Origin of the sequence: Streptomyces sp. NBC_00654 (assembly GCF_026341775.1) — a bacterium.
In the GTDB taxonomy this organism is placed as follows: Bacteria; Actinomycetota; Actinomycetes; order Streptomycetales; family Streptomycetaceae; genus Streptomyces.
Genome location: NZ_JAPEOB010000002.1, coordinates 1,362,888 through 1,378,843 on the forward strand (window position 1 = coordinate 1,362,888; position 15,956 = coordinate 1,378,843).

The window sequence follows — 15,956 nt, forward strand, 5'->3', positions numbered from 1 at the left end:
GGCGTTGGTCAAAAGAGATTGACCGAAGCGGGCCGCCGCGGTGCGGCCCGGTCCCTTTCAACGCCGGTTCGAGAGGCTTCTTCATGGCCGACCACGCAACCCACGACGCCCAAGCGCGGGCCAGTCTGCATCTTCTGGTGCGGGACATCGAGCGGGTCCGGCGGCAGGTGGACGCGCTGCGCACACTCACCGCCCAGCTGGGCAATGTCTACCGCCCCCGCCGCTCCGGCCCTTCCGCGGGCTTCGTCGTCTACGGCAGGGCCCCGGCCCCCACCGTCCGCCTCGCCCAGGAACTGCGGGACAGCGTCGAGACGCTGGTCACCGCGGCGGTGGACTTCGACCGTTCGCTGGGCTTCTCCTGGGACGCGGTGGGCTCTGCGCTCGGGGTCACCAAGCAGGCGGTGCACCGGCGCTACGGGTCGCGTCGCGCCGCCCCCCAGCCCGGCACCGCCGAAGCCGTCGCCGCCGAGAGCGCGGTGTCCCGTCCTGTCACCGTCTCTCCCGGGGCTCCCACCGTCCCCTCTGGCCCCGTGCTCCCGGGGGTGCCCGCCGCCCGCTCGATGCCTCCGCAGCCCTCGACGGGCGCCGCTGTCGCGCGGGAGGAAATCCGCCCGGGTGCCTTCCCCGGCCCGCGCAACGGCTGACCCGACGCCGCCCGTACCCCCCTTCTGCCCCACCGTGCCGGTCGCACGGCGGGGCAGCCCCGTCTCCGCGCGCGGCTGGTGCGGGGCGACCGGCGCACGGCCGCCGCTCCGCCGGGCAGGCCCACGGGACCGGTGGGGCCCGGGGTGCTGGTGAGACCCGGGGTGCCGGTGAGACCCGGGGTGCCGGTGAGGTCTGCGGTGCCGGTGGGGCCCGGGGTGCTGGTGGGGCCCGGGGTGCTGGTGAGGTCTGCCGGGCCGACAAAGGCCCGCGGGACCGGGGGTCTGACGGTGGGTCCGGGGAGGGTGCCTCAGCCGATGTCCGGCGGGTCGATCCTGATCCGGATCGGGTCGCCCCCGCCCCTGGCCGTACGCGCCGCCCGCGCCCCCTTCAGCGCGGCGGCGAGCGCCGCTCCGCGGCCCGGGACCACCCGGATCAGTGCCCGCTCCCAGGTCTCGCCGGGCGGCGCGTCCCACGGCCGGCGCGGCCTGCCCGGTTCGGCAGCCGGTACCGGCACGGGACCCAGGATCTCGGCCTCCGGCGGCAGTCCGGCCGTGGCGAGGAAACCGGCCAGGGCCTCGGCCGGACCGGTCACCGAAGCCATCCGGGACACCGGAGGGAAGCCCAGCTCGGCGCGCTCCGCCAGCTCACGCCGGGCGAACCCGGCCGGGTCCCAGCGCACCAGCGCCTGCACGGGCCGCAGCGTCGGCTCGGCCACGATCACCACCGTGCCGCCCTCGTCCTGCCCCCGGACCAGCGACGCCGCGGCGGTCCAGCGGCGCAGCGCCTCCTCCCCGGCCCGCAGATCCGGTCGGGTGAGCATCGCCCAGCCGTCGAGCAGCAGCGCGGCGGCATAGCCGCCCTCGGCGACGGGCTCGGCCCCCGGCGTACTGACGACGAGCGCGGGTGCGCCCGGTACGGCGTCCAGGATGTGGTCGCGCCCCGAGGTCCGGACCGGCACCGCGGGAAAGGCCCGGCCCAGCTCCTCGGCGGTCCGGCGGGCTCCGACGACCCGGGCGCGCAGCCGGGTGGACCCGCAGGCCGTGCAGTGCCAGGCCCGCTCGGCGCGGCCGCACCAGGCGCAGTCGAGGTCCCGCTGGTCGGGGGCCTCCAGCGGCCCCGCGCAGTGCCGGCACCGGGCCGGAGTGCGACAGCGCTCGCAGGCGAGCCGGGGGGCGTAACCCCGGCGCGGCACCTGGACCAGCACCGGGCCGGAACGCAGCCCGTCCCGCACGGTCTGCCAGGCCAGGCTGGGCAGCCGGGCGGTCCTCGCCGCCCCGTCCCGGGCGAGTTCGCCGTCGCCGACCGTACGGATCAGGGGCGCCGCGGCCCGCAGCTTGTCCCGGTCCGCGCTCAGGGGCAGTGCCCAGCCGCTCTCCACGAGCTGGGCGGCCTCCACGGTGCAGCCCGTCGAGCCGAGCAGGAAGGCACATCCGCCGTGTGCCGCCCGTAGCTCCAGGACCTCGCGGACATGCGGGAAGGGGGCGTTGTCATCGCTGTGGCTGGAGTCCCCGTCGTCCCAGATGACGACCAGGCCGAGATCGGCCACGGGGGCGAACATCGCGGCCCGGGTGCCGACGACCGCCCGTACCGAGCCCCGGCGCACGGCGAGCCACTGGCGGTAGCGCTTCTCGGGTCCGGAGTCCGCGGTGAGCAGGGCGTGCCGGCCGTCCCCCAGCACCTCGGTCAGCGCGGCGTCCATCCGGCCGGCGGCCCGTCCGTCCGGTACGACGACCAGCGCACCGCGCCCCGAGGAGAGCGTCGCCGCGACGGCGAGGGCGATCTCCCGCGGCCAGTGCGGTCCCGGCAGCGCGGTCCACACGGCCCGCGGCGCACCACCGGCGGCCAGTGCCCGCAGGAAGGCGGGGCCCTGTCCGTACCGCTCCCAGCTGCCCGGACCGGGCGCCGCGGGCGGCGGCAGGGGGGCCGGGGACGGCTTGGCCTCGGCCCGCCCGTTGCGCGGCGGGACGGCGAGCTGGAGCACATCGGCGAGGCTGCCCGCGTACCGGTCGGCGACGGCCCGCGACAGCGCCAGCAGCTCCGGTCCGAGCACGGGCTCCGGGGAGACCACATAGGCGAGGGCGGCAAGGGCGCCCTGATAGTCGGACTCGGCGAGCCGCTCGATGAGGAATCCGTCGATCAGCCCGCCGCCCTCGCGCCGCCCGCCCTGCACATTGCGTCCCCCGGCGCCGAACCGCACGCGTACCCGGACCCCGGGCTGGGCGTCGGCGTCGAGCTCCTCGGGGACGGCGTAGTCGAAGTACTGGTCGAGATGGAGCACGCCCTTGTTCACCAGGACCCGGGCGACCGGGAGCTCCTTGGCCAGCGCGGCGCCCCGCCAGGTCCGGGGCTTGGCCCTCGGCACCTTCGCCCTGCGGACGGTCTCGCGGATCAGCGCAAGCTGCTCCGGCGCCCCGGCCGCGGGCTCGGCGGACTGCTCGTTGTCGCTGCTCACAGCCAAATTCCTACCAGACGGGACTGACAGCGGCGCCGGGTGTCACGACACCGGGGCCCGGACACCACGATCGGTGTCCGGGCCCCGGCAAGCCGTGACTGCGCGGCGGTCCTACAGGCCCGCGGCCCGACGGAGGGCGTCGACGCGGTCGGTGCGCTCCCAGGTGAAGTCGGGGAGTTCGCGGCCGAAGTGACCGTACGCCGCGGTCTGGGCGTAGATCGGGCGGAGCAGGTCGAGGTCACGGATGATCGCGGCCGGGCGGAGGTCGAAGACCTCACCGATGGCGTTCTCGATCTTCTCGGTCTCGATGGCGGCCGTGCCGAACGTCTCGACGAACAGGCCCACCGGCTCGGCCTTGCCGATCGCGTACGCGACCTGGACCTCGCAGCGGGCGGCGAGACCCGCGGCGACGACGTTCTTCGCGACCCAGCGCATCGCGTACGCCGCCGAGCGGTCGACCTTGGACGGGTCCTTGCCCGAGAAGGCGCCGCCGCCGTGCCGGGCCATGCCGCCGTAGGTGTCGATGATGATCTTGCGACCGGTGAGCCCGGCGTCGCCCATCGGGCCACCGATCTCGAACCGTCCGGTCGGGTTCACCAGCAGACGGTAGCCCTCGGTGTCCAGCTTGATGCCGTCCTCGATGAGCTGCGCCAGGACGTGCTCGACGACGAACTCACGGATGTCCGGCGCCAGCAGGGAGTCCAGGTCGATGTCGCTCGCGTGCTGCGAGGAGACCACGACCGTGTCGAGCCGGACGGCCTTGTCACCGTCGTACTCGATGGTGACCTGGGTCTTGCCGTCGGGGCGCAGGTAGGGGATGGTCCCGTTCTTGCGGACCTCCGAGAGGCGGCGCGAGAGCCGGTGTGCCACATGGATCGGGAGCGGCATCAGCTCGGGCGTCTCGTCGCAGGCGTAGCCGAACATCAGGCCCTGGTCGCCCGCACCCTGCTTGTCGAGTTCGTCCTCCCCGTCCCGCTGGGAGGCACCCTCGACGCGCTTCTCGTAGGCGGTGTCGACGCCCTGGGCGATGTCCGGGGACTGTGCGCCGATGGACACCGAGACACCGCAGGAGGCGCCGTCGAAGCCCTTCTTGGAGGAGTCGTAGCCGATCTCCAGGACCTTGTTGCGCACGAGGTTGGGAATGTCGGCGTAGGCCTTGGTCGTGACCTCACCCGCGACATGCACCAGACCAGTGGTGATCAAGGTCTCGACGGCGACGCGCGAGGTGGGGTCCTCGCGCAGGAGGGCGTCGAGAATCGTGTCGCTGATCTGGTCAGCGATCTTGTCGGGGTGACCCTCGGTCACAGATTCCGAGGTGAAGAGACGGCGGGACACATCGCTCCCTGGGGTTGCAGCGGCTGCTGGCTGATCATTGGTGGTACGACCGGGAGCTGCGCCCGGCTCGTACCGTCGTCCAGTTTATCGGTCGCACCCGCCGCTTGGCCCACGTGTCTCGCACTTTGGCATGTCTGTGATGTGCGGCACTGCTGCGGCCGGTAGGAAGAATCGCCCTTCGGGGTGGCGAATGTATCCGTTTTCGTTGGCTTTAGATCCCCCGAAGCGGCGAATGTGAAATCTGTCCGAACCTCGACGTCACCTGGTCCCACACCGTGTCGGCGAGGTCTTCCTTGGGGCCGTGCGGCACGGGGATCTCCCCGCCGTCGGCGGAGAGCACGACGGCCTCGTTCTCCTCCGAGCCGAAGGTCTTGCGCTCCCCCACCTCGTTGACCACGAGCAGGTCGCAGCCCTTGCGGCGGAGTTTCTCCCGGCCGTTGGCCAGGACGTTGTCGGTCTCGGCGGCGAATCCCACGACGATCTGCTCCGGCCGGGCCCGCCCGCCCGCGACCTCGGCGAGGATGTCGGGGTTGCGGACCAGGGCGACGGCGGGGGGCTCCTGGCCGTCCTTCTTCTTGATCTTTCCCTGGGCGTACTCGGCCGGCCGGAAATCGGCGACGGCCGCCGCCATCACCACGACGTCCGCGTCCGCGGCGGCCTTCAGTACGGCCTCGCGCAGCTGGAGCGCGGTCCCCACGCGCAGGACATCGGCGCCGGCCGGGTCGGGCAGTCCCGTGTTGGCCTCGATCAGGGTGACCCTGGCCCCTCGGGCGACAGCGGTACGCGCCAGGGCGTACCCCTGCTTCCCGGAGGAGCGGTTGCCCAGGTAGCGGACGGGGTCGAGGGGTTCACGGGTGCCGCCCGCGCTGATCACCACATGGCGGCCCGCGAGGTCGGGCGCGGCGGGGCCGCGGCTCAGGACCCGGCGGCAGACCTCGAAGATCTCTCCGGGGTCGGGCAGCCGGCCCTTGCCGGTGTCGACGCCGGTGAGCCGGCCGACGGCGGGCTCGATGACGACGGCGCCCCGGCGGCGCAGCGTGGCCACGTTCTCCTGGGTGGCGGGGTGCTCCCACATCTCGGTGTGCATGGCGGGCGCGAAGACCACCGGACAGCGCGCGGTGAGCAGAGTGTTGGTGAGGAGGTCGTCCGCGAGGCCGTGGGCAGCCCTGGCGAGCATGTCCGCGGTGGCCGGGGCGACGACGACGAGGTCGGCCCCCTGTCCGATGCGCACGTGCGGCACCTCGTGGACGTCGTCCCAGACCTCGGTGGAGACGGGGTGTCCGGAGAGCGCCGACCAGGTGGCGGCGCCGACGAAGTGGAGCGAGGACTCGGTCGGCACGACGCGTACGTCGTGCCCGGACTCGGTCAGCCGGCGCAGCAGCTCGCACGCCTTGTAGGCGGCGATGCCTCCGCTGACCCCCAGGACGACCTTCGGCTTCTGCACTGCGTCTCCCCGCACTCGGCTACGTGTCCCTCCATGCTGCCTCACCGCCCGAAGCCGTCCGCACGGACCTCGGACACACCTCAGGCCCGGCGGTCTGCCCGCCGGGCCTGAGGTGAAGGTGCTTCGCTGCCTACTGCGCGGGGCCCTCGATGGCCTCGGAGGTCAGCAGGCCCGCGTTGATCTCGCGGAGCGCGATCGAGAGCGGCTTCTCGTGCACGTGGGTGTCGACGAGCGGACCGACGTACTCGAGGAGGCCTTCACCGAGCTGCGAGTAGTACGCGTTGATCTGGCGCGCGCGCTTGGCGGCGTAGATCACGAGGCTGTACTTCGAGTCGGTGGCTTCGAGGAGCTCATCAATCGGCGGGTTGATGATGCCCTCGGGCGTGGTGATGGAAGAGGACACTCTCTGCCTTCCGAAGGGGGTAAATATCAAAGAGATCTTTGACAGTGCGGATTCCGCCGGGGTGATGCTCCGTGTGATTCAGTCGCTGCTGTCACGGTGGGCGGAAGCCTGCAACATCAAGGCTAGCAGCTCACGGGCCACATCCTCGACGGAGGTGTTGACCAGCGTCGTATCGAACTCCGCCTCGGCGGCCAGTTCGATCCTGGCGGCGGCGAGCCTGCGCTCGATGACCTCGGGGGGTTCGGTCCCGCGGCCGGTGAGCCGGCGCACCAGTTCGTCCCAGCTCGGCGGGGCGAGGAAGACCAGGCGCGCTTCGGGCATGGACTGCCGGACGAGCCGGGCCCCCTGGAGATCGATCTCCAGCAGGACCGGCTCGCCGGCCTCCAGGCGGTCGAGCACGGCCCGGCGCGGCGTGCCGTACCGGTTGCCCGCGAACTCGGCCCACTCCAGCAGTTCGCCGTTGGCGACGAGCTTGTCGAACTCCTCGTCGTCCACGAAGAAGTAGTGGACACCGTCGCTCTCCCCGGGGCGCGGCCTGCGGGTCGTCGCCGACACCGAGAGCCAGACCTCGGGGTGAACCTTGCGCATATGAGCGACGACCGTGCTCTTGCCGACCCCCGAGGGGCCGGAGAGCACGGTCAGCCGCGGACGTACGTCCGGGGGTACGGGGGACGTCCCCCGGGATGTTGCAGCCATGGAGCGATTATCCAGGTTCTCAGGAGTGCCTGAGAACGTCAGGCGGCGGTGCCGCCGAACTCACGCTCCAGGGATGCGATCTGATTGGAGCCGAGACCCCGGACCCGGCGGCTCTCGGAGATACCGAGACGCTCCATGATCTGCTTGGCGCGGACCTTGCCCACGCCCGGCAGGGACTCCAGGAGCGCGGAGACCTTCATCTTGCCGATGACGTCGTTCTCCTGACCCTGCTTGATGACCTCTTGGAGCGAGGCACCGGAGTGCTTGAGTCGATTCTTGACCTCGGCCCGCTCCCGGCGAGCCGCGGCGGCCTTTTCGAGCGCGGCTGCGCGCTGTTCAGGGGTAAGGGGCGGAAGAGCCACGCCTACGTCACCTCGGATGTCGATCTGTCGGATACGGACCGGTGAGGAAGCTGGTCGCCCCACACCTGAGCAACGAACAACATGTGCTCGTTGGCTCTCGACGGAGACTAGCGGCCAAGGCCGCGCTAGTCAGCGAGAACGGACGAAAAGTCCTGGTCAGCCTCAGCCGACCAGGACATTTCAGGCGAAACAGCGGGGATTTCGGGTCAGGAATTCGTCAACACACGGCAAACGTGTCAGGGTCAGCTGTCGGCCACGGCCGCACGGACCTCGTCCGCGAACCGTCCGGCGGCTTCGCGCAGCCCTGAAGCGTCGGGTCCGTGGCGCAGCACGCCCCGGCTCACGCTGGGCACCACATTGCCCACCGCGTCGCCGAACACTCCCGGCAGATCGGCGGGGGTCGCTCCCTGCGCGCCGATGCCGGGGGCGAGCAGCGGGCCGTTGATGGCGAGATTCACCCCCGCGTCGCCGAGCGTGGCGCCGACCACCGCGCCGACCGAGCCGAGCGGCGTCGCGCCCTCGTTCTCCGCGGCCATGCTGTCCAGCATCAGCTGGGCCAGCGGGCGGCCGTCGGCCGCCGTGGCGCGCTGCACCTGGGCGCCCTCCGGGTTGGAGGTGAGCGCCAGCACGAAGACCCCGGCGCCGGAGACGGCCGCCGCGTCCAGCGCGGGACGCAGCGAGCCGAAGCCGAGGTACGGCGAGAGCGTGACCGCGTCCGAGAACAGCGGCGAGTCCTTGTCCAGGTAGGCCGCCGCGTAGGCGCCCATGGTCGAGCCGATGTCGCCGCGCTTGGCGTCCATCAGGACGAGCGCGCCGGCCGCCCGCGCCTCGGCGACGGCCTTCTCCAGTACGGCGATGCCGCGCGAGCCGAAGCGCTCGAAGAACGCGGACTGCGGCTTGAGCACGGCGACCCGGTCGGCCAGGGCCTCCACGACCGTACGGGTGAAGCGCTCCAGGCCCGCGATGTCGTCGTTCAGGCCCCAGCAGGTGAGCAGCGAGGCGTGCGGGTCGATGCCGACGCAGAGCGGCCCGCGGGTGTCCATGGCGTGGCGCAGCCGTGCGCCGAAGGGTTCGGGGGTCACTGCGACACCTTCCGGGTCTCGGCGCCGACGGCGTCGGCGAGCGTGGCGTACGGGGAGGCGGCCAGGCGCGCGGCCAGGCCCTTGTGGATCGCGCGGGCGTAGAACGGGCCCTCGTAGATGAAGGCGCTGTAGCCCTGGACGAGCGTGGCACCGGCCAGGATGCGCTGCCAGGCGTCCTCGGCGTTCTCGATGCCCCCGACCCCGACGAGGGTGATCCCGTCGCCCACCCGGGCGTACAGACGGCTCAGAACCTCCAGGGAGCGTTCCTTGAGGGGTGCTCCGGAGAGCCCGCCGGCCTCCTTGACCAGGGAGGGCGAGGACTTCAGGCCGAGGCCGTCGCGGGCGATGGTGGTGTTGGTGGCGATGATGCCGTCCAGGCCCAGCTCGACGGCGAGGTCCGCGACCGCGTCGACGTCCTCGTCGGCGAGGTCCGGCGCGATCTTGACCAGCAGCGGCACCCGGCGGCCGGTGACCGTGCGGTCGGCGGCCTCGCGCACGGCGGTGAGCAGCGGGCGCAGCGCCTCGGTGGCCTGGAGGTTGCGCAGGCCCGGCGTGTTGGGCGAGGAGACGTTCACCACGAGGTAGTCGGCGTGCGCGGCGAGGCGCTCGGTGGACTTCACGTAGTCGGCGGCCGCCTCGTCCTCCGGCACGACTTTGGTCTTGCCGATGTTGACGCCCACGGTGGTCCGGAAGACCGGGTTGCGGGCGGCCAGGCGTTCGGCGACGGCGGCCGATCCCTCGTTGTTGAAGCCCATGCGGTTGATCAGCGCGCGGTCCGCGACGAGGCGGAAGAGGCGCTTCTTGGGGTTGCCGGGCTGCGGTTCGCCGGTGACCGTACCGATCTCGATGTGGTCGAAGCCGAGCATCGCCATGCCGTCGATGGCCACGGCGTTCTTGTCGAAGCCCGCGGCGAGCCCGAAGGGGCCGTGCATCCGCAGGCCGAGCGCCTCGGTGCGCAGCTCCTGGTGGCGGGGGGCGAGCGCGGCGGCGACGAAGGTGCGCAGCACGGGGACGCGGGCGGCGAGACGGATCCAGCGGAAGGCCAGGTGGTGCGCCTGCTCCGGGTCCATCCGCTTGAAGACCAGCTGGAAGAAGAACTTGTACATCGGCGGTGTCCTCATGAAGAGGGGGACACCGTTTCCGGTGTCCCCCTGCTGGCTGCTGGGGCGTGTGTCGAAAGTAGCGCCGTCCGTCCGAAGGGCGTCGCGAGCCGGGCGGGACTTTCGATACAGGCCCTAGTCGCGGGCCGCGGTCAGATGTTCCGCGTGCTCCTGGAGGGAACGTACGCCCACCTCTCCGCGGCTGAGCGCGTCGATGCCCTGGACGGCGGCGGCGAGCGCCTGGACCGTGGTCAGGCAGGGCACGGACCGGGCGACGGCCGCGGTCCGGATCTCGTAGCCGTCGAGGCGGCCGCCCGTTCCGTACGGCGTGTTGACGATGAGGTCGACGTCGCCGGCGTGGATGAGCTGGACGATGGTCTTCTCGCCGTTGGGGCCCTCGCCCTCGGACTGCTTGCGCACGACCGTGGCGTTGATGCCGTTGCGCTTGAGGACCTCGGCGGTGCCGGAGGTGGCGAGCAGCTCGAAGCCGTGCGCGACCAGTTCGCGGGCCGGGAAGACCATCGAGCGCTTGTCGCGGTTGGCGACGGAGATGAACGCGCGGCCCCGGGTGGGCAGCGGGCCGTACGCGCCGGCCTGCGACTTGGCGTACGCCGTGCCGAAGACCGAGTCGATGCCCATGACCTCGCCGGTGGAGCGCATCTCCGGGCCGAGGACGGTGTCGACGCCGCGGCCGTGGATGTCGCGGAAGCGCGACCACGGCATGACCGCCTCCTTGACGGAGATCGGCGCGTCCAGCGGCAGGGTGCCGCCGTCGCCGTGCCGCGGGAGCAGGCCCTCCTCGCGCAGCTCGGCGATGGTCGCGCCCAGCGAGATGCGGGCGGCGGCCTTCGCGAGCGGGACCGCGGTCGCCTTCGAGGTGAAGGGCACGGTGCGGGAGGCGCGCGGGTTGGCTTCCAGGACGTACAGGATGTCGCCGGAGAGGGCGAACTGGATGTTGATCAGCCCGCGTACGCCGACGCCCTTGGCGATGCCCTCGGTGGAGGTGCGCAGCCGCTTGATGTCGTAGCCGCCGAGGGTGATCGGGGGCAGGGAGCAGGCCGAGTCGCCGGAGTGGATGCCGGCTTCCTCGATGTGCTCCATGACGCCGCCGAGGTAGAGCTCGGTGCCGTCGTAGAGCGCGTCGACGTCGATCTCGATCGCGTCGTCGAGGAAGCGGTCGACCAGGACCGGCCGGGTGGGGCTGATCTCGGTGGACTCCGCGATGTACGAGGAGAGGCGGGTCTCGTCGTAGACGATCTCCATGCCGCGGCCGCCGAGCACGTACGAGGGGCGTACGAGGACGGGGTAGCCGATCTCGTCGGCGATGGCCTTGGCCTCGCCGAACGTGGTGGCGGTGCCGTGCTTGGGCGCGGGGAGCCCGGCCTCGGCGAGGACCCGGCCGAAGGCGCCGCGGTCCTCGGCGGCGTGGATCGCCTCCGGGGACGTACCGACGACGGGCACGCCGTTGTCCTTGAGCGCCTGCGACAGACCCAGCGGAGTCTGGCCGCCGAGCTGGACGATGACACCGGCGATCGGGCCCGCCAGCGACTCGGCGTGCACGATCTCCAGCACGTCCTCCAGCGTCAGCGGCTCGAAGTACAGCCGGTCGGAGGTGTCGTAGTCGGTGGAGACGGTCTCCGGGTTGCAGTTGACCATCACGGTCTCGAAGCCGGCGTCGCTCAGCGCGAAGGAGGCGTGGACACAGGAGTAGTCGAACTCGATGCCCTGGCCGATGCGGTTGGGTCCCGAGCCGAGGATGATCACCGCGGGCTTGGTGCGGGGGGCGACCTCGCTCTCCTCGTCGTAGGAGGAGTAGAAGTACGGCGTGTTCGCGGCGAACTCGGCGGCACACGTGTCAACGGTCTTGTAGACGGGGCGGATGCCCAGCGCGTGCCGGACCTCGCGTACGACGTCCTCGCGCAGGCCGCGGATCCCGGCGATCTGGGCGTCGGAGAAGCCGTGCCGCTTGGCCTCGGCGATCAGGTCGGCGTCCAGCCGCTCGGCGGCGGCGAGCTCGTCGGCGATCTCCTTGATCAGGAAGAGCTGGTCGACGAACCAGGGGTCGATCTTCGTGGCGTCGAAGACCTCCTCCTGGGTGGCGCCGGCCCGGATCGCCTGCATGACGGTGTTGATCCGGCCGTCGGTCGGGCGGACGGCCTCGGCCAGCAGCTCGGCCTTGTCGCCGGGCTCACCGGTGAAGGCGAACTGCGAGCCCTTCTTCTCCAGGGAGCGCAGGGCCTTCTGGAGGGCCTCGGTGAAGTTCCGGCCGATCGCCATGGCCTCGCCCACCGACTTCATGGTGGTGGTGAGGGTGGAGTCGGCGGAGGGGAACTTCTCGAAGGCGAAGCGCGGGGCCTTGACGACGACGTAGTCGAGGGTCGGCTCGAAGGAGGCCGGGGTCTTCTCGGTGATGTCGTTCGGGATCTCGTCGAGCGTGTAGCCGACGGCCAGCTTGGCGGCGATCTTGGCGATCGGGAAGCCGGTGGCCTTCGAGGCGAGCGCCGAGGAGCGGGAGACGCGCGGGTTCATCTCGATCACGATGACCCGGCCGTCGGCCGGGTCGATGGCGAACTGGATGTTGCAGCCACCGGTGTCGACGCCGACCTCGCGGATGATCGCGATGCCGATGTCGCGCAGCCGCTGGTACTCGCGGTCGGTGAGCGTCATCGCCGGGGCGACGGTGATCGAGTCACCCGTGTGGACGCCCATCGGGTCGAAGTTCTCGATGGAGCAGACGACCACGACGTTGTCGTTCTTGTCGCGCATCAGCTCCAGCTCGTACTCCTTCCAGCCGAGGATGGACTCCTCCAGGAGCACCTCGGTGGTCGGGGAGAGCGTGAGGCCCTGTCCGGCGATGCGGCGCAGCTCCTCCTCGTCGTGGGCGAAGCCGGAGCCGGCGCCGCCCATGGTGAAGGAGGGGCGGACGACGACGGGGTAGCCGCCGAGCGTGTCGACGCCCTTGATGATGTCGTCCATGGTGTGGCAGATGACGGAGCGGGCGGACTCGCCGTAACCGATCTTCGCCTTGACGGCCTCCACGACACCCTTGAAGAGGTCGCGGTCCTCGCCCTTGTTGATGGCCTCGACGTTGGCGCCGATGAGCTCGACGCCGTACTTCTCCAGGACACCGTTCTCGTGCATGGAGATCGCGGTGTTGAGCGCGGTCTGGCCGCCCAGCGTGGGGAGCAGCGCGTCGGGGCGCTCCTTGGCGATGATCTTCTCGACGAATTCGGGGGTGATCGGCTCGACGTACGTGGCGTCGGCGATCTCCGGGTCGGTCATGATCGTCGCCGGGTTGGAGTTCACCAGGATGACGCGCAGGCCCTCGGCCTTGAGGACGCGGCACGCCTGGGTGCCGGAGTAGTCGAACTCGGCGGCCTGGCCGATGACGATCGGGCCGGAGCCGATGACCAGGACGGACTGGATATCGGAGCGCTTAGGCACGCTGGCCCTCCATCAGGGAGACGAAACGGTCGAAGAGGTACGCGGCGTCGTGCGGGCCCGCGGCGGCTTCGGGGTGGTACTGGACGCTGAAGGCCGGCCGGTCCAGGAGCCGGAGCCCCTCGACGACCTGGTCGTTCAGGCAGACGTGGGAGACCTCGGCGCGGCCGAACTCCGTGTCCGACACCTTGTCGAGCGGAGCGTCGACGGCGAAGCCGTGGTTGTGCGCGGTGACCTCGACCTTGCCGGTCGTGCGGTCCTGCACGGGCTGGTTGATCCCGCGGTGGCCGTACTTCAGCTTGTAGGTGCCGAAGCCGAGGGCGCGGCCGAGGATCTGGTTGCCGAAGCAGATGCCGAAGAGCGGGGTACCGCGCTCCAGGACGCCCCGCATGACGGAGACGGGGTGGTCGGCGGTGGACGGGTCGCCGGGGCCGTTGGAGAAGAAGACTCCGTCGGGCTCCACCGCGTACACCTCGTCCAGGGTGGCGGTGGCGGGCAGCACATGCACCTCGATGCCGCGCTCGGCCATCCGGTGCGGGGTCATGCCCTTGATGCCGAGGTCGACCGCGGCGACGGTGAACTTCTTCGTACCGATCGCGGGGACGACGTACGCCTCCTTGGTCGCGACCTCGGCGGAGAGGTCCGCGCCGTCCATCTCGGGGGCCTGGCGGACCTTGGCGAGCAGCATGCCCTCGTCGGCGATCGCGTTCCCGGAGAAGATGCCGACGCGCATGGCGCCGCGCTCGCGCAGGTGGCGGGTGAGGGCGCGGGTGTCGATGCCGCTGATGCCGACGACGCCCTGGGTCTCCAGCTCCTCGTCGAGCGAACGCCGCGAGCGCCAGTTGGAGGGGACCCGGGCGGGGTCGCGGACGACGTATCCGGAGACCCAGATCCGCTGCGACTCGGGGTCCTCGTCGTTCACGCCGGTGTTGCCGACGTGCGGAGCGGTCATCACGACGACCTGGCGGTGGTACGAGGGGTCGGTCAGCGTCTCCTGGTAGCCGGTCATGCCGGTGGAGAACACCGCCTCGCCGAAGGTCTCCCCCACGGCCCCGTAGGCGCGGCCGCGGAAGGAGCGGCCGTCCTCCAGGACGAGTACGGCGGGAGCTTTGCCGGCTCCCCGGGTGGAGATCGTCATCGTGCGGTGCCTTCCGTAGTGCTGGTGAGGTGGTTGACGGCGTCGGCCCAGGTCTGGTGCTCGGCGGCGTGGTCGGAGCGGAATGCGGAGTCGATCAGCTGGTCGCCGTGCGCCCAGGTGATGATCAGCAGGCCGCCCTCGGGGAGGACCTTGCCCGCGAGCGCCTTGTCGAGGCGGGCCTCGCGCAGGGCTTCGGCCGGGACGAAGAAGCCGGCCGCGCCGGGGCGTACGACGTCCAGGCCCCGCGCGGTGAGCGTGAGCTCGACCCGGCTGCGGGTGCCCAGGCCGTGCGCGACGATCCGGTCGAGCCACTGCCCGGCGGTCGTGGATGCGTGGTACCGCCCGGTGAGGGTCAGCAGCGGCTCGCCGTCGGCGAACCCTTCCGGGGTGGTCGCCAGTTCCGGCAGGTCGGACTGGAGGCTCGCGCGCCACTTCCAGCCCTGGCGCATCAGCCAGTAGACGAAGGCGATGAGGACGGCCAGTCCGATCACCCAGCTGACGCGGGCGGACCAGTCGGTCACTTCGGCCGACTTCTGCTCGGCGGCCAGCTGGTACAGGGGGGTCAGTGTTGTCACGCGAGCTTCCCGTCGACGACCGTGGCACGGCCCCGCAGGAAGGTGTGGGTCACTCGGCCCGGCAGCTCACGACCCTCGTAGGGAGTGTTGCGGCTGCGGGACGCGAAGCCCGCGGGGTCCACGACCCCACGGTATGCCGGATCGACCAGAGTGAGGTTGGCGGGCTCACCCGCCGAGATGGGCCGGCCGTGTCCTTCGAGGCGGCCGATGGCCGCGGGGCGCAGCGACATGCGGTCGGCCACGCCCGCCCAGTCGATGAGGCCGGTGTCCACCATCGTCTGCTGGACGACGGAGAGCGCGGTCTCCAGGCCCACCATGCCCATGGCGGCCGCGGCCCACTCGCAGTCCTTGTCCTCGTGCGGGTGCGGGGCGTGGTCGGTGGCGACGCAGTCGATGGTGCCGTCGGCGAGTGCCTCGCGCAGGGCCATCACATCGGCCTCGGTGCGCAGCGGCGGGTTCACCTTGTAGACCGGGTTGTAGGACCGGACGAGCTCGTCGGTGAGGAGCAGGTGGTGCGGGGTGACCTCGGCCGTGACGTTCCAGCCCTTGGACTTGGCCCAGCGCACGATGTCCACGGAGCCGGCGGTCGAGAGGTGGCAGATGTGCACCCGGGAGCCGACGTGGGCGGCGAGGAGGACATCGCGGGCGATGATCGACTCCTCGGCGACGGCGGGCCAGCCGCCGAGCCCGAGTTCGGCGGAGACGATGCCCTCGTTCATCTGGGCGCCCTCGGTGAGGCGGGGCTCCTGGGCGTGCTGGGCGACGACGCCGTCGAACGCCTTGACGTACTCCAGGGCCCGCCGCATGATCACCGCGTCGTCGACGCACTTGCCGTCGTCGGAGAAGACCCGCACTCCGGCGGCCGAGTCGTGCATCGCGCCGAGCTCGGCGAGCTGCTTGCCCTCCAGGCCGACGGTGACGGCCCCGATGGGCTGCACATCGCAGTAGCCGGACTCCTTGCCCAGGCGCCAGACCTGCTCGACGACTCCGGCGGTGTCGGCGACCGGGAAGGTGTTGGCCATGGCGTGGACGGCGGTGAAGCCGCCGACCGCCGCGGCCTTGGTGCCGGTGAGGACGGTCTCGGAGTCCTCGCGGCCGGGCTCGCGCAGATGGGTGTGCAGGTCGACCAGGCCCGGCAGCAGGACCTGGCCCGCCGCCTCGACGACCGTGGCGTCCCCGGCCTCGATGCCGGTGCCGACCCGCTCGATGGTCTCGCCGTCGATGAGGACGTCGCCCGGCGCGCCGCCGAGGATCTTCGCACCGCGGATAAGGATCTTGCTCAT

At 71.5% G+C, this 15,956-nt stretch carries 13 protein-coding genes; 1 reads left to right on the top strand and 12 read right to left on the bottom strand.

The genetic code is table 11. The features are described from left to right. The first annotated feature begins 83 nt into the window (after positions 1–83). Positions 84–644: a hypothetical protein gene (locus tag OHA98_RS26200; RefSeq protein ID WP_266929189.1), complete on the top strand. Its 561-nt coding sequence runs from the start codon at positions 84–86 to the stop codon at positions 642–644. A gap of 308 nt (positions 645–952) precedes the next feature. Here the strand turns inward: OHA98_RS26200 and OHA98_RS26205 are convergent, their stop codons facing one another. The 12 genes from OHA98_RS26205 to OHA98_RS26260 form a co-directional block, all read right to left on the bottom strand. After that, on the bottom strand, positions 953–3,097 hold the full coding sequence (locus OHA98_RS26205) for a primosomal protein N' (RefSeq protein ID WP_266929190.1): 2,145 nt from the start codon (positions 3,095–3,097) through the stop codon (positions 953–955). Positions 3,098–3,208: 111 nt separating this feature from the next. After that, complete coding sequence (gene metK / locus OHA98_RS26210; RefSeq protein WP_266929191.1) at positions 3,209–4,432, bottom strand: methionine adenosyltransferase; 1,224 nt, start codon at positions 4,430–4,432, stop codon at positions 3,209–3,211. 211 nt (positions 4,433–4,643) lie between these two features. Further along, positions 4,644–5,876, bottom strand: coding sequence for a bifunctional phosphopantothenoylcysteine decarboxylase/phosphopantothenate--cysteine ligase CoaBC (coaBC, locus tag OHA98_RS26215; RefSeq protein WP_266929192.1), 1,233 nt, complete (start codon positions 5,874–5,876; stop codon positions 4,644–4,646). Positions 5,877–6,006: 130 nt separating this feature from the next. Beyond that, positions 6,007–6,279: a DNA-directed RNA polymerase subunit omega gene (gene rpoZ, locus OHA98_RS26220; RefSeq protein ID WP_003970369.1), complete on the bottom strand. Its 273-nt coding sequence runs from the start codon at positions 6,277–6,279 to the stop codon at positions 6,007–6,009. A gap of 78 nt (positions 6,280–6,357) precedes the next feature. Further along, on the bottom strand, positions 6,358–6,975 hold the full coding sequence (gmk, locus tag OHA98_RS26225; protein WP_266929193.1) for a guanylate kinase: 618 nt from the start codon (positions 6,973–6,975) through the stop codon (positions 6,358–6,360). Positions 6,976–7,013: 38 nt separating this feature from the next. Further along, complete coding sequence (locus tag OHA98_RS26230; protein ID WP_014044803.1) at positions 7,014–7,337, bottom strand: integration host factor; 324 nt, start codon at positions 7,335–7,337, stop codon at positions 7,014–7,016. 242 nt (positions 7,338–7,579) lie between these two features. After that, positions 7,580–8,419: an orotidine-5'-phosphate decarboxylase gene (pyrF, locus tag OHA98_RS26235; protein ID WP_266929194.1), complete on the bottom strand. Its 840-nt coding sequence runs from the start codon at positions 8,417–8,419 to the stop codon at positions 7,580–7,582. Next, a complete protein-coding gene (locus OHA98_RS26240; RefSeq protein ID WP_266929195.1) occupies positions 8,416–9,525 on the bottom strand; it encodes a quinone-dependent dihydroorotate dehydrogenase in 1,110 nt (369 codons plus the stop codon). The genes pyrF and OHA98_RS26240 overlap by 4 nt, the downstream gene beginning before the upstream one ends. A gap of 129 nt (positions 9,526–9,654) precedes the next feature. Then, on the bottom strand, positions 9,655–12,963 hold the full coding sequence (carB, locus tag OHA98_RS26245) for a carbamoyl-phosphate synthase large subunit (protein WP_266929196.1): 3,309 nt from the start codon (positions 12,961–12,963) through the stop codon (positions 9,655–9,657). Next, positions 12,956–14,098 (bottom strand): glutamine-hydrolyzing carbamoyl-phosphate synthase small subunit, encoded by a 1,143-nt coding sequence (gene carA, locus OHA98_RS26250; protein WP_266929197.1) that lies wholly within the window; start codon positions 14,096–14,098, stop codon positions 12,956–12,958. Before carA ends, carB begins: the two co-directional genes overlap by 8 nt. After that, entirely contained in the window at positions 14,095–14,673 is a 579-nt protein-coding gene (locus OHA98_RS26255; protein ID WP_266929198.1) for a hypothetical protein, read from the bottom strand. The genes carA and OHA98_RS26255 overlap by 4 nt, the downstream gene beginning before the upstream one ends. After that, positions 14,670–15,956: a dihydroorotase gene (locus OHA98_RS26260; protein WP_266929199.1), complete on the bottom strand. Its 1,287-nt coding sequence runs from the start codon at positions 15,954–15,956 to the stop codon at positions 14,670–14,672. The genes OHA98_RS26255 and OHA98_RS26260 overlap by 4 nt, the downstream gene beginning before the upstream one ends.